Origin of the sequence: Halorussus aquaticus (assembly GCF_024218795.1) — an archaeon.
In the GTDB taxonomy this organism is placed as follows: Archaea; Halobacteriota; Halobacteria; order Halobacteriales; family Haladaptataceae; genus Halorussus; species Halorussus aquaticus.
Window position 1 is genome coordinate 2,553,651 of the sequence record NZ_CP100400.1, and the last position, 21,103, is coordinate 2,574,753.

The following is a 21,103-nucleotide window of genomic DNA, read 5'->3' on the forward strand; positions in this document are numbered from 1 at the left end:
ACTCGATGAGGAGGGGTACGGCTGCCGACTCCTTATGGTTTTGTTCACACCTCGATTTCGTGGCGTCCCGCTACAGGCGGTCTAACCGACGATTGCTCGGCGTGTGGTAAACTTCGTCAGGTCCCGGAGACCGGAGCGAGACGGAGATGGACGGAGTACGTCTCCACTGGTCGGTGATTCGTCGGTGCGGTGTTCTGGCGGAGCGGCGTCGCCCGTTCGGAGCCTCGGCCGCCGAACCGCTCCGATCAATCGGAGTCTTCCTCGCCGATCGGCGACCCCTCTTCGACCGGGTCGGGAACGTCGCGGTCGACGGTCACTCGCGCCTTCTGGATGCGGGTGTTCTCGACCTCTTCGGCCCGTAACGTCACGTTCTCGTATTCGAACTCCTCGCCCTGTTCGACGAGGCGACCCGCTCGGTTGAAGAGGAACCCAGCGATGGTCTCGAACTCCTCGCCCTCCGGCAAGTCGATGTCCAGCGCCTCGTTGACCTCGTCGATGTTGACGTCGCCGCGGACCACCACTTCCGTGTCGTCGACGAACTCGATCGGGTGTTCCTCGTCGGCAACCAGTATCTCGCCGACGATCTCCTCGAGCAGGTCCTCCATCGTGATGAGGCCCTCGGTTGCGCCGAACTCGTCGATGACGATGACCATGTGCATCCGGTTCTCGCGCATCTCCGTGAGGAGGTCGTCGACGTTCTTGGACTCGGGGACGTGAAGCGTCGGGTTGACCACGTCCTCGACCTCGAGGGCGGCGAAGTCGTCGTAGTCGGACTGCTCGAGGTCACGGATGTCGAAGACGCCGACCACGTTGTCGAGCGAACCGGCGTAGACCGGCAGACGGCCGTGCCCCGCCGCCATACATTCCCGGATGGCCTCCTCGACGGTCGCGTCCTTGGAGATGGCCGCCATGTCGAGGCGTGGGGTCATCACCTCCTTGGCGGTGGCCTCGGTGAACCGCAGGGTGCGCTGGAGTATCTGACGCTCCTCCTCGTCGAGAACGCCCTCGCGTTCGCCCGTCTTGATCATGTTTCGAATCTCGTCGCGGGTGACGTACGTCGACTCGATGGCCGAACTGCCGCCGGTAATCTTGTTTACGATCGACGTCAGGTAGTAGAACAGGGTGATGAGCGGCCACAGCACTTTCTCGACGATCTTCAGCCCTCGGGCGACGCGACGTGCGTGCAGTTCGGTGTTCTCGACGGCGTAGGACTTGGGTGCGCTCTCCCCGAATATCAGGACCATCGACGTGATGCCGAGCGACGAGACGAGTACCGCCGTACCGGGGTCGAAGTAGAAGCCGACGAGCGTCGTCGAAATCGAGGACATCGTGATGTTGACCATGTTGTTCCCCACGAGAATCGTCACGAGCAAGCGGTGGGGGTCCTCTTTGAGGGACTTGACCGCCCCCGAACCGGGCAGGCCCTTGTCGACCATCGCGTCGATCTGGTGGTTCGGCAGGGAGAACAGCGCAATCTCGGACGACGAGAAGAACCCCGACCCTAGGAGGAGCACCAGAATCATGCAGATGCCGATTGCGGTGATCTGCGTCCGTCCCAGTTCGATACCGACGACCGGAACGGTGTACAGCGTGATACTGGCCCGAGATGCCGCTGCGAGCACAGGTGATACCATCAACTCCGAATGTTTCTGGAGCAGAGGATTAACCTTTGTGTAACCGGGCGAAGGTTTCGTAACGTCAACCCGTGTGGAACACGTTCCGACTCCCCCGACGGGACGACCTGTACAGATGACTCGCGTTACCCACTCGCGTACTCGTCGATAGGAGTCAGTGGAGACACGATGTGCGGTCGATAATAAACGGTCTCGGGGCCGAGACTACCGAGAGTCGATTCACGCTGCGACGAGCGGGAGAACGAACGCCACGGCGAGGCCGACTGCGAGGACCGCGAAGCCGATGCCGACCTGCGACGTCGAGAACTCCTGCATCGGCGACGTGACTCGGTCCATGTCTCGGGCCTCGTGACCGTGAATGTCGTCGGTGTGGTCGTCCATCTCTGCGTAGTCCTCGTGGTCCACGTCCAGATTCTTGCTGTCGTCGGCGTCCACGTGTTCGTCGTCGTGGTCGGTCATGTGCGCACCTTCCCGGTCCTCCCACTTAAGCGCAACCAAACCTAAGCCGACTGAACTCGAAGGAGTGTCCCGATGGACGCGAACGACAGCCAATCGTCGGGAGGCGCGAACGGAGAGACCGCGCGGCGACCGGCGTGGGACGCCGTCGACGCGGATCGCGAGTGGTGGAGAGAGGCCGTCGTCTACCAGATTTACCCCCGGAGCTTCTTCGACTCCGACGGCGACGGCGTCGGCGACCTTCCGGGCGTCGAAGCCAAACTGGAGTACCTCGACGCGCTCGGGGTGGACGTGGTGTGGCTCAACCCGGTCTACGACTCGCCCAACGCCGACAACGGCTACGACATCCGCGACTACCGGGCCATCATGGACGAGTTCGGGACGATGGACGACTTCGACAGACTCCTCGCGGGTCTCCACGACCGCGACATCCGACTCATCATGGACCTCGTGGTCAACCACACCTCCGACGAACACGAGTGGTTCCGGCGGTCCCGCGAGTCGAAGGACAGCGAGTTCCGGGACTTCTACATCTGGCGCGACGGGCGGGGCGACGGACCGGGCGGAAAGGGCGAACCGCCGAACAACTGGGAGTCGGCGTTCGGCGGATCGGCGTGGACCTACGACGAGCGCACCGAGCAGTACTACCTCCACCTGTTCGACGAGAAGCAACCCGACCTGAACTGGGAGAACCCCGAGGTCCGCGAGCGAATCTACGACATGATGACGTGGTGGCTCGACGAGGGCATCGACGGCTTCCGGATGGACGTCATCGACCTCATCTCGAAGGCCGACGGCCTCCCGGACGGCGACCCCGACTCGGGGTGGACCGGCGCGAAGCACTTCATGACCGGTCCGAACGCCCACGACTACGTCGCCGAGATGTACGAGGAGGTGCTGGCGGGCCGGGACGTGATGACCGTCGGCGAGATGCCGGGCGCGACGGTCGAGGAGGCCCAGCGGTATCTCCTCCCGGACGGCGACGGTCTCGACATGATATTCCACTTCGAACACGTCAGCCTCGACTACGGCGAGAGCGGCGACCGGTGGACCGTCGGGGAGTTCCCGCTCGTCGAGTTCAAGCAGGTGATGACCAAGTGGCAGGAGGGACTCCACGGCGAGGGCTGGAACAGCGTCTACCTCGGCAACCACGACTGGCCGCGGATGGTCTCGCGGTTCGGAGACGACGGTCTCTACCGCATCGAGTCGGCCAAGATGCTCGCTACCATGCTGTTCACCCTTCGCGGGACGCCGTACGTCTATCAGGGCGACGAAATCGGCATGACCAACTTCCCCTTCGAGCGCGAGTCACAGATTCGAGACGTGAGTGCCAAGAACTTCGTCGAGCGCAAGCGCGAACAGGGGATGGCGATGGAGGACATCCTCGAACTGGTGAGCCACAGAGGCCGGGACAACGCCCGGACGCCGATGCAGTGGTCCGGCGACGAACACGCCGGATTCACCGACGGGGAGCCGTGGATGCCGGTGAACCCGAACTACGACGCCGTGAACGTCGCCGACGCGACGGCGCGCGAGGACTCGATTTGGAACTATTACCGCGAACTGATTCGGTTCCGGGAATCGACGCCCGTGGCCATCTACGGCGACTACGAACTGCTGCTGCCGGACGACCCGGACGTCTACGCGTACCTCCGGACGCTCGGCGACGACCGACTGCTCGCGGTCCTCAACTTCTCGGAGGCGACGCCGACGTTCTCGCTCCCCCAGAGCGTCGAGTACGAGGACGCGGAGTGCGTCCTGCACAACTACGCGGTAGACGCCGAGGGACCGCGCTCGTTCGAGATGCGACCCTACGAGGCGCGGGTGTACGAACTGGACTGAGAGACGTTTCGCAAGGTTTTGTCCGTGATTCCCGGCGCGCGCTGGCGTCGGCGCTCTCGTGCGCCGCGCCCGGACGTGCGAGGGACAACCGAGCGACTGGAGGGAGCGAGGGAGGAGGTTGGGGAGGCGTGAGGCCGTCGCCGTGCGGAGGCGGTAGCGGTATGATTTGCTCAAGCCTGAAGCTAGCTTCTCTGACGCCTCGATTACCTCAGTCCAACTGTGAAGGTCTTCCGTTTCCCCAACGGAGAGCCACCAAATTCAGCAGAACAGACTCAGAGCGAAGGAGAATCCGAGACGGCCGATGGGAAACGAGACCCGAAAACGTTACTCCGCCTCGTAGTGGGTCGTCTCGTTCACGGCCGGAATCATCTTCGTCGCGTCCATGTCGAGGAACGTCGTCGCGTCCTGCTGGACCGCCTGTCCGGTCTCGGACTCGAAGGCCTCGTTCATCTCCTCGGGGCTGTCGAACCAGAGCTGGGCCACGTAGTCGTAGCCCGCCTTCTCGGGGTCGGTGGGGACCGAGGAGGTGTACCGCCGGAGGTTGGGCAGGTCGTTCACCAGCGGCGCGTGTTCCTCGTGCATGTACTCGATGCACTCGTCGTGCGTGGTGTCGTCGCTTCGACTGGCGAGAATCACCATCTTGCAGGACATTGTAGGCAGAGATTCGGGAGCTACGGTGGTGAAAGTTCGGGTTCTCTAAAAGGAGGCACAGAGGACCTGCAGTTATCAACCTCAAGTTCGAGAGTGGGGAGTAGACACTTCTGAATTCTAATCCGGTTGTTTGACAACTTGTTTAAAATCTTGAGGACGATAGCTACCATAGAATGGGTCCATTTGATCCGCGAACGAAAAAGGCGTGGAATAAAATCAACGAACGGTTCGGACAGTGTCCAAAGTGTGGAACAGACCCATTTGAGAACTACGCTGCAATCAAGTCCTACTCGAAACCATCCCTGTATTTGACGGGAATAGTCGCCGCTTTGGCGGCAAATAACGTCGTCACAGTAGTAACGTCTAGCGATAAAGTCCCTGAATTTGGGGAGTACGTCGATGCACTAGTGAACGAGACCTCCTCTTCATCGGGATTGGCAAAGATTAGTAGCGCGGTGATGAGCGCAGAGGCAGATGTTTCTAACGTGAGAATATTAGACAGCGGAAAGTTCGAGTGTCAAAACTGTAGTGCTGTTTGGAACCCGGAACATTGGGAGACTAGCCTTAGCGAATTAGGACTTACCGCGGCGAAATACTGACTAGCTTGTGCTCATCTGCCGAGGACTATCCCCGACGACGAGGGCAGTCATAACGTTAAACCAACCGCTTATCACCCGTCCAAGCTAAATCCTATTTAATGACTCTCACCAAGCGCATCATCCCGTGCATCGACGTGGACTTGGACGAGGACGGGAACCCCGCGGTCTACACGGGCGTCAACTTCGAGAACCTCGAATACACCGGCGACCCGGTGGAGATGGCCCGCGCGTACAACGAGTCGGGGGCCGACGAGTTCGTCTTCCTCGATATCACCGCGAGCGCCGACGGGCGCGACACCATGCTCGGCGTCGTCGAGGACGTGGCCGACGAGATTTTCATCCCGCTGACCGTCGGCGGGGGAATCAGGACGACCGAGGACATCAAGGAGACGCTCCGGGCCGGGGCCGACAAGGTGTCCATCAACTCCGGCGCGATAGCGAACCCCGAACTCATCGAAGACGGCGCGAGGGCCTTCGGCAACCAGTGCATCGTCATCTCGGTGGACGCCAAGCGCCGGTTCGACGAGCGCGGCGAACACTACGTCGAGGTGGACGGCGAGTCCTGCTGGTTCGAGTGCACCGTCAAGGGCGGCCGCGAAGGGACCGACCTCGACGTGGTGGAGTGGGCCGAGGAAGCCGAGTCACGGGGCGCGGGCGAACTGTTCGTCAACTCCATCGACATGGACGGCACCGAGGAGGGGTACGACATCCCGCTGACGAAGGCGGTCTGCGACGCGGTGGACACCCCGGTCATCGCCTCGTCGGGGTGCGGCGGTCCCGAGGACATGTACGAGGTGTTCACCGAGGCCGGTGCGGACGCCGGACTCGCGGCCTCCATCTTCCACTACGGCGACTACTCGATTCGGGAGATAAAGGAGTATCTGGACGAGCGAGACGTGCCGGTTCGACTCTGAAGTAGCGACTCCGCGGTGGATTTTCGCCCCGCAAAAATCGGTGCGTACGAACTGCTCGCGCTACAGGTCGGGCGCCCGGAGCGCGCCCGTTTCGTTGCCGTCGGTTCCGTTCGTCGTTTCGCCGCCCGCGCCACCGGCCGTCGTGGTCTCCTCGCCGCCGATGCCGCCGCCGAGGATGCCGATACCGACCGAGGCGTTCTCGACGCTGATACTGTCGGCTTCGACGCTGTCGAGGACGGCGGTCCCGACCAGCATGCGCCCGACTTCGACCGTGGGTTGGCCCTCGATTCGAGTGGCTTCACCCGTGCCGCCGGGGGAGATAGCCGCGCTCACGTTGTTGACCTCGACGTCGCCGACGCTGCTCTCGTTCACCACCAGCGAGTCGACGCTAATCTCGGACAGCGTGGCGTTCTCGATGGTCGCGTTCTCGCCCTCGGGGGGCGCGTCGCCGCCGAACAACTGGTCGGCGACGGTCTGGTTCCGAATCGTGACGTTCAGCAGCGTCACGTTGTGGAGCGTCCCGTTGACGACGGTGAGGTTCGACGCCGTGGCGGTGCCGAAGGAGTCGGCCCCGGCGACTTCCGTCTCGTTCGCTTGGGCCGCGGTCGTTTCACCCGTCTCCGTTCCCGCGTCCGTCGTCTCGTTCTGGCTCAGCGCCGTCTCGTTCAGCACGACCTGCCGGACGGTGGCGTTGGTGAGGTTCAACCGCTCGATAGTCAGGTTCTCGTAGGTCAGTTCGGTCTCGTTCTGCGCGTCGGTCTGGACCGCGACGGCGTCGGCGGAGGGTGCCGACGCGGTGTGTGCGTTCGGGGACGCCGCGAGCGCCGCGGGGACACCGGCGAACAGTACGAGCGCCGCGAGGACTACTGCGCGTGTTCTCATGCGCGCGAACCTTTACCGACGGTCCCAATAAACGGGCGCAACCGTTCGGGAGTTCCGCGCCCGATTACGCCCGTTAGTCCGGGCTTATTCGCAGTGGGCCGCGGCCTTCCGCGTTCGCGTCCGAAACGGTCGTTCATGGGCGTTAAACGAAGGTGAACGGTGCGGTAGCCGAGTTTCCGCCGGAGTCGGCGAGACGCGTCGCTCGGCGGCCCGGGATATCGGGGAGAGAAAGACGGAGATTGCCGCGTCGAACGCGGGACTCGGCGCGGTGTTTTCGGAGGCGGTTACACCGCGCTCTCGTAGGCGTCGCGGAACGAAGCGGTCTTGTCCTTGATGTCGCCCGCGGCGTCCTCCAGCGTGTCGAGGGGGTCGGCCCCGCCCTCGGTCTTGATGGTCAGAATCGGTTCGGTCTGGCCGCCGGACTGCTCGGGGTTCACGTCGTACGTCGCGGCACCGACGTTCTCCTGTTCGAGGAGGGTGCCCTTCAGCACGTTCATGAAGGTGTGGTCCTCGCCCGCGATTTCGATGGAGAGTTCGTCGTCGGACTTCTCGATGACCCGTAGTTCCATACCCGTCTCTTTTGGCTTTGCGCGTTTCAACATTACGGAACCGGGATTCGGCCGTGACGCCGGGGCCGCACGTCGAATCCCGAGCGCCGCGCCCGAAACTGGAACGACCTCGACATCTCACCGAGACTATCACGGACCGATAAGTGCGTGGCCGGAGACCGTGGCGGTATGGGGGACGGCGAACCGGTGGAGATGCCGCGACAGGTGTACTGCGAGTTCGAGACGCTGGGCCAGATGGGAGTGGACGTGACCGACCCGGATGCGGTGGTGGCCGGACTCGACGCGTACGACTTCGACTCGGCGCTCGAATGGCTCCTCGACAACCCGGAGCAGTACGAGCAGGCAGTTCGAGGGGGAAGAGCGGAGGAGACGACCGCCGACCCGTAGTCTACGGTCCGATTTCTGCCATCCATTTATACGTCGGTGGCCGAATACACCCGATATGGTTCAGTCGCCTCCGTGGTTGCCCGCGCCGGAGCAGGTCGCCATCCCGCTCGCTCTTCTGGTGTCGCTCGCGCTGGTTCGGCGACTCGACGGACCGGACGGACGATGGGGACAGCGACTCCGCTCGCGGTTCCTGCTCGGCGTGCCGTGGGGAACCCTCGTCTCGGTGCTGGGCGTCCTCGCGGTGTACCTGTTCGTCCAGCAGGGGTGGGACCACTGGCGCAATCCCGTGACGCTTCCCTTCTCGTCGTGGTCGTACCTCTACCCCGTCGGGTGGCTTCTCTCGCCGTTCTCCCACACCGGACCGGGCCACCTCGTCGGCAACCTCACCACCACCCTCGCGGTCGCACCGCTCGCGGAGTACTTCTTCGGCCACTTCCCGTCGGAGCGGGGCGAGAACCCCCTCTTCTCTCGCACCTCGAACCCGTGGGTTCGGGCGTTCGTCGTCTTCCCGGCGGGCGTGGCGCTGGTCGGGGTCGCGACCAGCATCTTCGCGTGGGGTCCCATCATCGGCTTCTCGGGCGTCGCGTTCGCGTTCGTCGGTTTCGCGCTGGTGCGCTACCCGCTGATGACCGTGGTCGCCGTCTCGGCGCAGGGGGTCATCCGAACCGTCTACCGCGCGATGCGCGACCCCGTGATTCAGGGGCAGGCCTCCCAGAACTTCGGCAACCCTTGGTGGTTCGGCATCGCCGTGCAGGGCCACGTCCTCGGTCTCGTACTCGGCGTCCTGCTCGGGGTCGTGGTCCTCTACCGGCGGCGCGAGCGCGTCGGCGCGCTCCGACTCTGGACCGGCGCGGTCGTCGTCGGGATGTCGATGACGCTCTGGGCGCTCTGGTGGTACCGCGGCGAGAGCACCTACGTCCTCTACCGGGGACTGGGCGTCCTCTTCGTGGTGACTCTCGCGGGACTGACGACCGTCGCGGCGACTGCAGACCGCCGACCGCTCTTCGGCGACGTGTCACGCCAGCAGGTTGGACTGCTCGCGCTCCTGCTCCCGCTCGCGGTCATGGTCGGCGTCGCGATTCCGGTCAACCTCACCACGGTCGGCGACGCCAGCGTCCCCGGCGGCGGTCCCGCAATCGAGGTGCAGGGCTACAACGTCACCTACGCCGAGAGCGTCCAGAACCAGAAGGTCTCGGCCATCGACGTGTCGATGTTCGGCGAGACGACGGACGTGACGACCAGCGGCGTCATCGTGGTCAACGAGGACCGCGAAATCTGGACGCAGGCGGTCTCGAAGGGTCGCCTCGCGTTCGGCGGCCGGACCAGCGTCCGGGTCGGCGGCGTCGGGTGGGCGGCCGACGTGCAGGTCAAGCGGGAAGGCTGGTCGGCGCTGGGCGGCGGCACCGCGTATCAGGTCTGGCTCCGCGGCCCGGACGACGACGAGTGGACCCACACCTTCGCCTCGGAACCGGTCGTCGCGGGTCCGACGCTCGCCAATCGGTCGGTCGCCATCGTCCCGAACGAGGGCGAGTTCGCCCTCCACCTGACCCGGAACAACACCACCGTCGCCGACGCGCCGATTCCGCCGAAGGGCGAGTCCGTGACCCTCGACGGCATCCGATTCGAGCGGAACGGTCGGAAACTGGTCGCGGTCTACGACGGTACCCGGATACAGGTCGCGGCGCGCGAGACGTACAACTGAACGGTCACACGACGCCCCAACCGGTGAAGAACGTTCCCGCGACGACGAGCAGGAGACCGAATTCGCCGAACCGGAACGCCGCGAAACCGCCGAGTAGCGTCAACTGAACGCCGACCCCGACGAATCGTATCCGCATCTCTTCGTCCATGCGCTGTGACACGAACGCCGAGACGAAAAGCCTGCGCTACTCCCACCGAATCCGGAAGACCTCGGTGTCGATGACCGCCCGCTCGCTGGACTGGTGGGCGAACTGTCGTTCGACGTCGAGGTCCGCGCCGAACGCGTGGGTCACCTCCCCGCCCTCGTCGTCGGAGAAGGCCTCGACGAACGCTCGACTCCCGGCGTTGTGAATCGAGTAGGAGACCGACGCGATCTCGCTCGCGGTCGCCAGAAACGCCCGGTCGGCGTGTTCGTTGCCCGTCTGCGCGCCGAACGGCGGGTTCATCAGGACGGTCGTCTCCTCGCGGGACGGGGCGTCCTCGGAGACGCAGAGCGGCGCGCGAGTCGCGTCGGCGAGGAGCCACGAGACCGGAACGTCCGGCGCGACTGCGCGCTCGTTCTGGCGGGCCTGCGCGAGCGCCGCGGGGTCGCGGTCGAGCGCGAGGACGCGCGCCGGACCCCGAAAGGCCACACCGAGCGCCAACACGCCGGTCCCCGTGCCGAGGTCCACGACCGTCTTCCCGGCGAGGTCTCGCTGCACGTCCGCGAGGTGGACGAGGTGGGCCGCGAGGTCCGCTGGCGTCGGGTACTGCTCCAACTCGACGCTGGGGTCCTCGAAACCAGCGACCCGCGAGAGACGGCGCTCCAGTGCGGCCTTGTCCATGCGGGAGGAGAGAAGCTATAGGAAAGAGAGTGTTCGGATTCGGAGCGCAACGGGGCGACGTTACTCGACAGTGATGGGACCGGCGACGTCGAGGCTCACGCCCTCGCGGCGCGCGCGCTCTGCGACCGCGGCCAGCGCGGGTCGGACCTTCGACTCGTCGCCCACGCTGTCGAACTCCACCGTCACCGTGCTCGCGCCGAGGAACGCCGCGGCCCGCACGTACTCGCGCACGCGGTCGGCCTCCTCTTGGGTGGCGAACGAGCAGTCCTCCCCGAAGCAGGCGTCCACGACCACGCGGGCGGCCACGAAGTCGTCGGCGTCGAGTTCTCGCTTGAGTTCGCGGAGGTCGGGGCGGGCGGTCGAGGGGATGGCGTCGGCGTCGAGCGTGACCGGGGTGGCGTCTTCGACGCGACAGCGTTCGATAGCGGTTCGGACGTCGGCGGAACGGGTGGCGCTCATCGTTACCAGCACATACCCGTTACTCATACAAAAAGGTTGGGTAGATGCGTGGCAGTAATTTTTCGGTGAAGGAGTCGTTTCAGTCTCCTAAAGGTACTTACCGGAACCGACGGCAAGAACGGATATGAACCGCAGACAGGTCCTCGCTCTCCTCGGAAGCGCAGCGGCAGGCGGCTGTCTCGATGGGTCCGAGTCGGACCCCGCGACCACTGGTCGGAACACGTCCAGTGTCGCAACGACCCGCCGGACCACGTCCGAACCGGAAACGCGGACCGAGACACCCGACCCGCCGGAACTCGGTGTTCGGAATCCCGAGGGGTGTCCGCCGTTCGACTCGGACGTGAAGCGCGTCGTCTGCGCTTCCGCAGTCGGCGACGACGCGCCGATGACGCTCGGACCCGCCGGACAATCGGGGTCGCTCCCGCGCACCGAGTTCTCGTTCACGCTGACCAACGGGACCGAGACCGCCTTCACCGCGAACTTCTACTCGTGGGAGGTCTGGAAGCGAGACGACGGCGAGTGGTTCCGCATCGCACCGCGGAGTTGGCCCCAACCGGCGATGGTCATGCGACCCGGTGGCGCTCACACGTGGCACCTGACCGTGGACAACACCGACCTCGACCGGCCGATACCCCACTCTGGAGGCACCGAGGAGGTCACCGTCACGGGACTCGGACCCGGAACCTACGCCTTCGGTACGGACGGCTGGTTCCGAGGGCAGAGCTACGAGAACGCGACCGGGTTCGCCGCGCGCTTCGAACTGACCGGTGAACCGCTCGAACTCGCGCCGACCGGAATCGACCGCACGGAGCGCGACGGAGACACGGTGGTCCTCCACGACGACCCCGAGAAGAACGAGGACCGCGCCGCCTACGTCGTCACCCGGGTCGAGAACGCGCCCGAGGAATCACGGCGACTGCTAACCGAGCAGGTGATTCGACGGACGCCGCTTCGGAACGCGCTGGCCCATTTCGAGTCGGGCGTCCGGACCGTCCGACTGGAAGCCGGAACGACCGCGTTTCCGGCCTTCTACATCGGGGAAGCGCGTTACGTCGAGTACGAGGGGCAGACGTATCGAATAGAGACAGAACGGGTAGGGACCGAGACGACCCACTCGTGACTACCACGTGCCGTGGAACGTGTCGAACGAGAGTTCGTCGAGGGGTTTGTTGCCCACGGCGATTTCGTACTCGCCGGGCGTCAGCATCGGCTTGTGGAACTGCGGGCCGTCGTCGGTCGTGATGCGCGGGCACCCGGTGTTGACGAAGGCGTCCATGTCGAAGTTCCGCAGGCGGTCGGGCGTGACCTCGTCCATCGTGATGAGGTAGGCGTTCTCGTTGTCGTCGAGAATCTCTTGGGCCTGCTCCCAGCGACCCTGCCCGATCTTGGTGCAGAAGATGACGCCCCACTTCTCGGCGTCCATCGCCTTGTGGACCGAGGCGTAGCGCTGTTTCAGGAACTTCTCGGTGTCGGCGACCGTGACGACGTTGTTCACGGGGTCGGCGATGACGACGTTCTTGTCGGGATGCTCCATGGCGAGACCGAGCGGGTGGAACTTCCCGCCGCCGACGTAGAGGACTTGGTCGGCGTCGATGTCGGCGCTGGCGTAGTTACAGCCCAGCACCTGTCCCTCGTGGGTGAGTCGGTCGTCGCCCCGGCGGGTGTGGACCTCGTAGCCGCGCTCGTCCAACCACGACTTCATCTCCTCGAAGCGGTTCATGTGCTGGGCGGTCGTGACCAGACCGACGTGGGGGTCGTCCTCGGGGTCGGCGAGTTCGTCCAGCGACTCCTCCATGATGGGGAACACGTCCACGTTCGAGAAGAGGGGGACGTAGATGACCTTGTCCGTGTTCTTCATCGGCGAGTGGCCGAAGTGGACGAACACGTCGGTGCGCTTCATCAGGAAGGTGTCGAGGTCGCAGGCCCCGTAACAGGGCTGGCCCGACAGCATCACGGTCACGTCGTCGGGGACGAGTTCGCGGATGTCGTCGGCGACTCTCGGACCGCGTCGCTTCAGTCCCTCGGGGAACTGGAGACCGACCTTGGTGGCGTCGCGCTCCTCGACCGCCTCCACGATGCGGTCGAGTTCGTAGTCCCACTCCCGGTCGTGCTTGAGCGACATGCCGGTGTTTCGGAGGTCTCCCTCGCTGTACTCGCTGTCTTGACTCATTGGAACTGGTTTGTCGGTCAGGACGCTTAAGGGCGATGTTCTGGGAACGATCGGTCTTCGATACCGGCGCGGGATGGTACCGGGACTGACTAGCGATGCCGTCGCGCCTGTGGCGGAGGAGATTCTCTACCGGGGTTTGACCTTCGACGTCCTGCGTTCGAGATACGGCGCAGTGGCCGCTGTAGTCGGGTCGAGTCTGCTGTTCGGAGCCATTCACGTCTTCATCGGAGCGTTTCGGGGGTCGTTTCCGCGTTCCTCTCCGGACTCGCGTACGCGGGGATGCGGTTGCGCTACGACAATCTCGTCGGTGTCGGTTTCGCGCACGCAATCAACAACGACTACTGGATAGCGGTGATGCTCGGAACCATTCCCAACGTGGTACCGAGATAGCGGTAATGCGGGTCGCGGGTAGAGCTACTGACGAGTAGCGTCAGCAAACTCGTGAGCATCCGGCAGGTCTAAAACGCCACAGTTCCAACCCCGTACGTATGAGCGTCGAAACCGACGTCGACGGTGAGCCGACCGAACTCTCGCGCGTCGAAGAACTCGCAGGCGAACTCGGCGAGGCCATCGCCCAGACGCCGGAGTACCAGCGGTTCGAGGAGACGAAGGAGGCCGTCGAGCAGGACGACGAGGCCCAAGAGAAGGTCCAAGAGTTCGAGCAGTTGCGTCAGGAGTTCATGCTCGCGCGCCAGACAGGCGAGGCGACTCAGGAGGACGTACAGAAGGTCCGCGAAGCCCAACAGGAACTTCACTCCCTGCCGGTGATGGACGAGTACCTGCAGGCCCAAGAGGACCTCGAAGCGAAGCTAGAGAACGTCAACGAAGTCATCTCGGAACCGCTGGCCGTGGACTTCAGCGACCAGTCGAGCGGTTGCTGCGAGGACTGACGAACTTCCGCTTCTCCGGTTCATTTTCGAAATCTGGCAACGACACCTAAGTCTCCCGAAATCCATTTCTATCACAGTGGGGGAACTATGGTAGACGAAAACCGAACCGAGACAGACGAGCGCGTAGCACGGGGGAACCCGTCCAACATCACGACCGACCGCGAGACGATGCGAACGTGGTTCGACGAGAGCGGGGTCGAACCCGGTTTCCGGACCGCCGAGTCGGGCGAACGAGACCTACACGTTCGTCATCCCGACGACGAGGACGGCGAGGAGGTCTCGTGGGACGAGTTCCACGAGTACCTCAACGACAACGAACTCGCCGTCGTTCGCTACGCCGACCGGTCCGGCGGCGAACAGTTCGAACTCGTGGACCGGACCGAGGCCATCGAGCGCGCGACCCTCGACGACGAGGAGATCGAGCAGGCCCTGATGGAGGGCGAGACTGTCGAGACCGAAATCACCGAGACGAGGGTCATCGAGCGGACCGTCCGAGAGACCGAGACCATCGAGAGCAAGGTCGTAGACAGCGAAGTCGTCCGCGACGAGGTCATCGACAGCGAACTCGTCCGGCGCGAGATATCGAACATCCACCTCGGCGAACGCGAGTCGGGCGTGGCCATCGTCTCGGACTACGAGGCCTCGGCGTGGGAGGAGGACGTCGAGGAGATCGAACTGACCGAACAGGAGGTCATCACGGTGGAGGTCGACGAGACCCGAGACGTGACCCGCGAAATCGTCGAGCGCAAGCGGGTCGAGAGCCGAGTCGTGGACCACGACGTGGAGGGGACCGAGACCGTCGAGTCCGACACGTTGGAGAGTCGCGTGGACCTCGAAGGCGTCCAGCGAACTATCCTCGAAAGCGACCTCCTCGGCGGACAGGTCGCCACCGAGGACGTCATCGAGGGCGGACACGTCGAGAGCGAGTTCACCGACGAGGGCGTCATCGAGACCTTCCTCTACGTGCGCCGCATCGTCGAGGACGAGGTCGTGGACCGCAAGCGACTCACCTTCGAACTCGTGGACGAGGAACTCGTCAGCAGCGAGACCGTCGAGTCCATGATCGTCGAGACCATGCTCGTCGGGTCCGACGCCACCGCCGAAGCCGTCGAGGGCGAACGACTCGACGCGGAGGGCGTCCGCGTTGACCACGAGGAGACCGTGATGAGCGACGAGGTCACCACCGGTTCGGAGACCGCCACCGGAACCGTCGAGGAGTCCATTGCGAGGGACGACACCGTCACGGACGAGGAGGCGACCGCGAGCGCCGAGACTACTGCCGCCGAGAGCGGAACCACGATGGGCGACTCACCGGACGAAGACGAGACGGTGGCGGACGCGAGCGCGACGATGGGAGAAGACGAGACGGTGGTCGAGGACGAGATGGTCGTCTTGGACGACGACGACGTGGGCAAAGACGTGTTGGACGACAACGACGAGAAGGTCGGCGTCGTGACCGAGGTGGACGAGGCCGAGAACGTGATGTACGTGGACCCGCACCCGGGTCTCGCCCAGCGCGTCAAGACCCGACTCGGGTGGGAGGGTCACGACGAGGACGCCTACACCGTCGAACCCGACCGCATCGCCGAAATCGACGACGACTACGTCCGCCTCCGCAGCATGTAGTCGCCGCGAAGAACAACACTTACCTCTTCTGTCGGTCCACTGGCCTACATGGCAATCCACAGCGACTGGGGAGACTGGCTCCCGCGAGCGGTCGAAGACGCCGACCCCGAGGGCATCGCGGTCTGGTACCTCGGCTGTAACGGCTTCGTCCTGAAGGCCGAGGACACGACGCTCTACATCGACCCGTACCTCGGGACCGGCGACCCGCCGCGCACGGTCCGGATGGTGCCGGTGCCCTTCGACCCCGCCGACGTGGCCGAGGCGGACGCGATTCTGGCGACCCACGAACACACCGACCACGTTCACGGCCCGAGTCAGGCACCCATTCTCGAATCGACGGACGCCACCTTCCACGCGCCCGACGACAGCCTCGAAGTGGCGCGCGAGGAGGAGAACTGGACCGACGAGTGGGACGTGCGCGACGACCAACTCGAAGCAGTCGCGGAGGGCGACACCTTCGAGGTGGGCGCGTTCACGGTCCACGTCGAACCCGCCCACGACCCCGACGCGACCCACCCTGTCAGCTACGTCGTGGAGTACGACGGCCGGACCTTCTTCCACGGCGGCGACACCAAACCGAGCGACGAGTTCGCCCGCGTCGGCGAGGAGTACGACATCGACCTCGGCGTGCTGGCGTTCGGGAGCGTCGGCCGGATTCCGGACAAGGAGACCGGCGAACCCCAGCGCACGCGGTGGTACAACGACGAGAATCAGGCGGTCGAGGCCGCCAGCGACCTCCGGTTCGACCGCTTCCTGCCCAGCCACTGGGACATGTGGAAGGGCCTGACAGCCGACCCGACCGCGCTCCACGACCACGCGCGGAGTTTCGACTACCCCCAGCGGTTGGAAGTCGTGGAGATTGGCGACCGCGTGGACGTCTGAAATCCGGTTTCTGGACCCTCTTCTGTATTACGTCCGGGCCGGTCAAGGCTGCGCCCCCGAACAGCGAGCCATCTCGTCCTGCTCGTTCGCGCACGAAGGTTGAAATACGAGGACGGGGCGAAGCCCGCCCGGACGCCTCGTGCGGTCGCCCGGAAGTCGGGGTCGGGGACTGCCAGTCCGACTACCTCGAGAGAGCTGAGCCAACTGAGAGTTAGAGAGCGTCTGCTACACCCAACAGAGCGACGCCACGCCCGCGGGGAGTTCCCCGGCTTCGACCCACTCGCCGGAGGCCCGGAGAATCACGCTCCCGTCGTTCGTGCCCGCGAAGACTCGCCCGTCGGCGTCGGCGGTCCACGAGAGCACGACTTCCTCGGGGAGTCCCGGATAGGGGACCGATTCGAGTGTGTCGCCGTCGTTCTCAGACTCGAAGAGCGCCGCGTCCGCACCGCGCTCGCCATTCCACGTCCCCGGCGAGGACTGCGCCGCCGCGGCGTAGAGCGTGCCGTCGTGCGCGAAGGACTCCCGGAAGTACGTTTGGTCCACGTCCGAATCGAGTCGAATCCACGTCTCGCCCGCGTCTCGGGTCCGGTAGAGACCGCCGCCGCAGGAGGCGACGTAGTGGTCCGGTCCGCGCACGAGGACGTGGTGTACGTCGTCGTGGACTCCGGACCGGCGCTCGGTCCACGTCTCGCCCCTGTCGTCGCTGAGGTGGACCCCGCCGACCTCGACGCCCGCGACCACGCGGTCGGCGGCGTCGGGGTGCGCGCCGAGACTGCGGACGTGAGCCTCGTCGCGGTGGCGCGGCGTGTGCCACCGCTCGCGCGACGGGAGGTCCTGAAAGCCGGACAACTCCCGCCACGTCTCACCCTCGCCCTCCGAGGCGTACAGATGGGCAGGGTGCGTCCCGGCGTACAGCCGCTTTCCGTCGAGCGAATCGCGACGATGTTCGTCGTCCCTTCGAGATGACTCACCGTCCGCGGGGTCGCCGAGAACCGAGTACACTTCCTCGCGCGGGACCTCCAAGTCAGTCCACGTGTCGCCGCCGTCGGTCGAGCGGTACAACCCGGACTTCGTCGCCGCGAACACGCCGTTCCAACCGTCGAATCGGCGGACGCGCACGACGCGCCCGGCGTCCAGCACGCGCTCGGCCGAGTCGAATCGGGGACCGTCGGCGCGGTAGACACCGTCGTGGGTTCCAGCGAGCAGCATAGCCGTGGGTACGTCCGTCACACCCAAATATATGCACACTTTCGGCCATCGTTCGTCTGGAATACGCGGTACAGTAGCTCTGTTACCGTCTTTCGAGCGTTTTATCTCGTAACGATTTCGTTCACCAGACGACGGCCGACCGCGAACTCCGCACGATTCGGGACGGCCCGGGACTGTTTCGCCGCGTATGGGCGTGTGATTTATATGGCCGTTCTGGGATGTGAACCGTATGAGTGACAGTATGACCGAGGTGGTGACGACGACCGAGAGTGGCGTCGTCGTAGAGAAGTCGTTCGAGGGAGAGGAGTTCGCGGTCCCCGCTATCAAGTTCGTCGTTCGCTCCGAGCGCGACGAGCGCGCGGCCCTCCGCCTCGCGGACAGCGTTCCCGAGGAGTTCCCGATGGACAACGTCGGCTTCCACCCCGACTACGAGAACGACAACTGGACCGCGTACAAGGACCACCGCGTGGAGTTCGAGCGCGAACTCGACCCCGGCGAGGAACTGGTCACGGTGTACGGCGTCCGACTCGCCGAGGACGACGACCCGTCGATGTTCCTCGGCGCGCCGACCATCGAGGAGATCGCGCCCGTCACGCTCGACTCCGCGACGACCGACGCGGACGACGGCCCGGCCGCGGGACCCGAGGCGGACACCGCGGGTCCCGACCTCGACGGCGAAGTCGGCGGCCCTGACGGGAACACCATCACCGACATCGTCTCGGAGAAGGACAGCCAACTCGTCCGCGACGTGGTCGCGGGCGACGAGGAACTCGGACTGGACGAGGACGCCGAGGACCCGCTCGCCGGAGATGCCGAGGACCCGCTTGCGGGCGAGAGCGAGGACGACCCGCTGGCCGAGGGAGACGACCCGCTGGCCGTGGACGGTGACGCCGACCCCCTCGCCGAGGAGAGCGAAAGCCCGCTCGCGGAGGAGGGCGACGACCTACTCGGTGATTCGGAGGACCCGCTCGGCGAATCGACCGACGCCGAGGAAGGCGACACGGTAGCCGACGACTCGGAGAGTTTCCTCGACCCCGAGGACGAACCCGCCGACGAGACGGCGGCGAGCGAACCGGAGGCGGCCGAACCCGACGAGGACGAACAAGCCGACGCCGAGGAGACCGAAGTGGCCGACGAGGAACCGGCGGTCGCCGACCACGACGGCGAGGAGGCCGAGTCCGAGGACGTGACCCCGCCGTCGGCCACCGCCGACGAGACGACGACCGCGGACCCCGAGACCTCACCGCCCAGTCCCGGAAGCGTGGCGGCCGCGCTCGCCGACGAGATTCGCGCGGGCGAGGTGTCCGACGACGACTTGCGGGCCATCCAGCGCGAGTTGGACGTGGAGACCCCCGAGAGTACGAACGTGCGTATCCGCCACCTCCAGTCGCGGGTCGAGGACCTCTCGGCGTACACCGAGGCGCTGGAGGAGTTCATCGACGAGAACGGCGTCGCCGAGGACATCTTCGGCGACTTCGAGGACGACATCGCGCAGGTCCGGGCGGACGTCGAGGCGTTCGAGGACGAGGTACAGGCGCTGCGCAACGGGACCGACGCGACCGACGAGCGCATCGACGAACTCGAAACCGACCTCTCGGACCTCGAAGCCGACTTCGAGGAACTCGACGACCTGCGGAGCGACCTCCGCTCCGTCGAGAGCGACCTCCGCTCCGTCGAGAGCGACCTCCGCGAGGACGTGCGCGAGTTCAAGTCCGACTTCCGCGGGGACGTCGACGACTTGGAAGGAGAGGTCGGCGGCCTCGAAGACGAGATGGACGACTTGGAGAGCGAAGTCAGCGGTCTCGAAAGCGAGGTGAGCGACCTAGAGGGCGAGGTCGGCGATATCGACGCGCTCCGAGACGAGGTCGCTCAAATCGAAACGCTCCGCGAGGATATCGAGTCGCTGGAATCGGTCCGGCAGGAGGTCGATGCGCTCGAAGACGAACTCGAAGGCGTCGGTGAGTTCGGCGAGGAAATCGAGACGCTCGGAACGCAACTGGAGGAACTCGAAGACCTCGTCGGCGCGAACACGACCGACGTGACGGAAGTGAACGACGAGTTGGAGACCGTCAGCGACGAGATACAGTCGGTGCGCGACGAACTCGGCGAGGTGAGCGACGTTGCCGACGCCGTCGAGGACGTGTCCGAGAACGTCGAGTCGCTGTCCGAGGACCTCGACGCACTAGAGGAGAACCTCACCGCTCGCGTCGAGAGCGTCGAGGGCGACGTCGGCGACATCCACGACGAACTCGAAGGAATTCAGGAGTGGCGCGAGCGCATCAACGACGTCTTCGGGAACTAACTGACGGCTACTTTTATGTTCTCGCGGTTAGACGTGTCGAGAGTGTCGCGTTACGCCGTCCCGGTCAGGAAGTGGTCCGTCGCCGGGTTCGGGGCAGGTCTGCTCGCGGTCTCGGCGAGTTATTTCGCCGTGGATGGAAGCGTGGCCACGTCGGAGTACGTCCGGTTCGCCATCCCCGTCGCGCTCTCGCTGTTCGTGGTCGCGCTCGGACTCTGGCTTCGAGCGGCGGAGCTACCGGCCGACCTCGTGTGCGTCGTCTTCCTCTGGAGTTTCGCCGGGAGCGTGGTGATGGGTCTCCTGACGGGGTGGATTTCGCTCCTCCAGTCGTTCGAGGGTCGGCCGATGCTCCAACCCGCGTCCATCGTGCTGACGAAGGTGGCGCTCGGCGCGCTCGGCGGCGGTCTACTCGGGGCCTACTACAGTCGCCTCCAGCAACGCACCGACGAACTGGCCGAACAGCGCAACCGCCTCGACGAGTTCGCCAGCATCGTCTCTCACGACCTCCGGAATCCGATGAACGTCGCGCAGGGCCACCTCGAACTCGCCCGCGAGACCGGCGAGGACCGCCACTTCGAGGCGGTCGAGGACGCCCACGGCCGCATGGAGCGACTCGTGGACGAGGTGCTGGCGCTCTCGCGGCGCGGCGAGATGGTGGACGACGTGACGCCGGTGAACCTGCGTGTCGTCGCCGGGGAGGCGTGGGACACCGTCGAGACGCCCGGGATGGACCTGCGAGTCGAGACCGACCGCAGAGTCGTCTCGGACGGCCGTCGCCTCCGGGCGCTGTTCGAGAACCTCTTCCGCAACGCCGCCGACCACGGCGGCGAGACGGTCGCGGTCGGCGCGACCGACGGCGGGTTCTACGTCGCCGACGACGGGCCGGGCATCCCGCCGGAGGACCGCGAACTCGTCTTCGAGGGCGGCTACTCCACCCATCCCGACGGTACCGGGTTCGGTCTCGCCATCGTCCGACGCATCGCGGAGGCCCACGACTGGCAGATACGTGTCACCGAGGGCGACCGTGGCGGTGCGCGCTTCGAGTTCGTGGGCGTAGACCGCGAGTGAGCGTTTCTACTGCGCGTTAGCTGCGTGCCGTCACGATACCG

At 65.2% G+C, this 21,103-nt stretch carries 22 protein-coding genes; 12 read left to right on the forward strand and 10 right to left on the reverse strand.

From position 1 onward, the window contains the following. Positions 1-245: 245 nt before the first annotated feature. Together NGM06_RS13185 and NGM06_RS13190 are read right to left on the reverse strand one after the other, a co-directional pair. Positions 246-1,634 (reverse strand): hemolysin family protein, encoded by a 1,389-nt coding sequence (locus NGM06_RS13185; protein WP_254267403.1) that lies wholly within the window; start codon positions 1,632-1,634, stop codon positions 246-248. Positions 1,635-1,853: 219 nt separating this feature from the next. Continuing rightward, the gene (locus NGM06_RS13190) at positions 1,854-2,093 is read right to left on the reverse strand and encodes a DUF7550 family protein (RefSeq protein ID WP_254267404.1); all 240 of its coding nucleotides are present in this window, start codon (positions 2,091-2,093) and stop codon (positions 1,854-1,856) included. Between the two features lie 72 nt (positions 2,094-2,165). Between NGM06_RS13190 and NGM06_RS13195 the strand changes: the two genes are divergently transcribed. Further along, entirely contained in the window at positions 2,166-3,932 is a 1,767-nt protein-coding gene (locus tag NGM06_RS13195) for a glycoside hydrolase family 13 protein (protein ID WP_254267405.1), read from the forward strand. Between the two features lie 324 nt (positions 3,933-4,256). Here NGM06_RS13195 and NGM06_RS13200 read toward each other — a convergent pair whose 3' ends face one another. Next, positions 4,257-4,583 carry an EthD family reductase gene (locus tag NGM06_RS13200; protein WP_254267406.1) on the reverse strand — a complete coding sequence of 109 codons (327 nt, stop codon included), beginning with the start codon at positions 4,581-4,583 and terminating at the stop codon, positions 4,257-4,259. A gap of 173 nt (positions 4,584-4,756) precedes the next feature. On the opposite strand from NGM06_RS13200, the gene NGM06_RS13205 reads away from it, so the two are divergent. After that, positions 4,757-5,182, forward strand: coding sequence for a hypothetical protein (locus tag NGM06_RS13205; RefSeq protein ID WP_254267407.1), 426 nt, complete (start codon positions 4,757-4,759; stop codon positions 5,180-5,182). Between the two features lie 98 nt (positions 5,183-5,280). Next, a complete protein-coding gene (gene hisF, locus NGM06_RS13210; RefSeq protein WP_254267408.1) occupies positions 5,281-6,096 on the forward strand; it encodes an imidazole glycerol phosphate synthase subunit HisF in 816 nt (271 codons plus the stop codon). 60 nt (positions 6,097-6,156) lie between these two features. Here the strand turns inward: hisF and NGM06_RS13215 are convergent, their stop codons facing one another. After that, entirely contained in the window at positions 6,157-6,978 is an 822-nt protein-coding gene (locus NGM06_RS13215; protein WP_254267409.1) for a hypothetical protein, read from the reverse strand. 284 nt (positions 6,979-7,262) lie between these two features. After that, positions 7,263-7,547, reverse strand: coding sequence for a DNA-directed RNA polymerase subunit L (locus NGM06_RS13220; protein ID WP_254267410.1), 285 nt, complete (start codon positions 7,545-7,547; stop codon positions 7,263-7,265). A gap of 168 nt (positions 7,548-7,715) precedes the next feature. Between NGM06_RS13220 and NGM06_RS13225 the strand changes: the two genes are divergently transcribed. Together NGM06_RS13225 and NGM06_RS13230 are read left to right on the forward strand one after the other, a co-directional pair. Beyond that, complete coding sequence (locus NGM06_RS13225) at positions 7,716-7,934, forward strand: hypothetical protein (protein WP_254267411.1); 219 nt, start codon at positions 7,716-7,718, stop codon at positions 7,932-7,934. A 55-nt stretch (positions 7,935-7,989) separates the two neighbouring features. Beyond that, positions 7,990-9,636 carry a rhomboid family intramembrane serine protease gene (locus NGM06_RS13230; RefSeq protein ID WP_254267412.1) on the forward strand — a complete coding sequence of 549 codons (1,647 nt, stop codon included), beginning with the start codon at positions 7,990-7,992 and terminating at the stop codon, positions 9,634-9,636. Positions 9,637-9,640: 4 nt separating this feature from the next. Here the strand turns inward: NGM06_RS13230 and NGM06_RS13235 are convergent, their stop codons facing one another. Genes NGM06_RS13235 through NGM06_RS13245 form a run of 3 tightly spaced genes read right to left on the reverse strand, consistent with a single transcriptional unit; the run spans position 9,641 to position 10,918 of the window. Further along, positions 9,641-9,784, reverse strand: coding sequence for a hypothetical protein (locus NGM06_RS13235; RefSeq protein ID WP_163521627.1), 144 nt, complete (start codon positions 9,782-9,784; stop codon positions 9,641-9,643). Between the two features lie 36 nt (positions 9,785-9,820). After that, positions 9,821-10,459, reverse strand: a complete 639-nt coding sequence (locus NGM06_RS13240) for an METTL5 family protein (protein ID WP_254267413.1) — start codon at positions 10,457-10,459, stop codon at positions 9,821-9,823. A 60-nt stretch (positions 10,460-10,519) separates the two neighbouring features. After that, on the reverse strand, positions 10,520-10,918 hold the full coding sequence (locus tag NGM06_RS13245; protein ID WP_254267414.1) for a DUF7961 family protein: 399 nt from the start codon (positions 10,916-10,918) through the stop codon (positions 10,520-10,522). Between the two features lie 124 nt (positions 10,919-11,042). Here NGM06_RS13245 and NGM06_RS13250 point away from each other — a divergent pair, with 124 nt between their 5' ends. Beyond that, positions 11,043-12,038: a hypothetical protein gene (locus NGM06_RS13250; RefSeq protein WP_254267415.1), complete on the forward strand. Its 996-nt coding sequence runs from the start codon at positions 11,043-11,045 to the stop codon at positions 12,036-12,038. Here NGM06_RS13250 and dph2 read toward each other — a convergent pair whose 3' ends face one another. After that, positions 12,039-13,088 carry a diphthamide biosynthesis enzyme Dph2 gene (gene dph2 / locus NGM06_RS13255; RefSeq protein ID WP_254267416.1) on the reverse strand — a complete coding sequence of 350 codons (1,050 nt, stop codon included), beginning with the start codon at positions 13,086-13,088 and terminating at the stop codon, positions 12,039-12,041. A 73-nt stretch (positions 13,089-13,161) separates the two neighbouring features. Between dph2 and NGM06_RS24320 the strand changes: the two genes are divergently transcribed. From NGM06_RS24320 to NGM06_RS13270, 4 genes are all read left to right on the forward strand, one after another. Continuing rightward, positions 13,162-13,437 (forward strand): CPBP family intramembrane glutamic endopeptidase, encoded by a 276-nt coding sequence (locus tag NGM06_RS24320; protein ID WP_368410487.1) that lies wholly within the window; start codon positions 13,162-13,164, stop codon positions 13,435-13,437. Between the two features lie 139 nt (positions 13,438-13,576). After that, positions 13,577-13,978 (forward strand): YlbF/YmcA family competence regulator, encoded by a 402-nt coding sequence (locus NGM06_RS13260; protein WP_254267417.1) that lies wholly within the window; start codon positions 13,577-13,579, stop codon positions 13,976-13,978. A gap of 87 nt (positions 13,979-14,065) precedes the next feature. Beyond that, positions 14,066-15,604: a DUF8593 domain-containing protein gene (locus tag NGM06_RS13265; RefSeq protein WP_254267418.1), complete on the forward strand. Its 1,539-nt coding sequence runs from the start codon at positions 14,066-14,068 to the stop codon at positions 15,602-15,604. A 48-nt stretch (positions 15,605-15,652) separates the two neighbouring features. After that, positions 15,653-16,486 carry an MBL fold metallo-hydrolase gene (locus NGM06_RS13270; RefSeq protein ID WP_254267419.1) on the forward strand — a complete coding sequence of 278 codons (834 nt, stop codon included), beginning with the start codon at positions 15,653-15,655 and terminating at the stop codon, positions 16,484-16,486. Between the two features lie 225 nt (positions 16,487-16,711). Here the strand turns inward: NGM06_RS13270 and NGM06_RS13275 are convergent, their stop codons facing one another. Next, on the reverse strand, positions 16,712-17,695 hold the full coding sequence (locus NGM06_RS13275; protein ID WP_254267420.1) for a WD40/YVTN/BNR-like repeat-containing protein: 984 nt from the start codon (positions 17,693-17,695) through the stop codon (positions 16,712-16,714). A 229-nt stretch (positions 17,696-17,924) separates the two neighbouring features. Between NGM06_RS13275 and NGM06_RS13280 the strand changes: the two genes are divergently transcribed. Together NGM06_RS13280 and NGM06_RS13285 are read left to right on the forward strand one after the other, a co-directional pair. Further along, positions 17,925-19,997 carry an AAA family ATPase gene (locus NGM06_RS13280; RefSeq protein WP_254267421.1) on the forward strand — a complete coding sequence of 691 codons (2,073 nt, stop codon included), beginning with the start codon at positions 17,925-17,927 and terminating at the stop codon, positions 19,995-19,997. A gap of 42 nt (positions 19,998-20,039) precedes the next feature. Then, entirely contained in the window at positions 20,040-21,062 is a 1,023-nt protein-coding gene (locus NGM06_RS13285) for a sensor histidine kinase (protein WP_254267422.1), read from the forward strand. Positions 21,063-21,103: the final 41 nt, after the last annotated feature.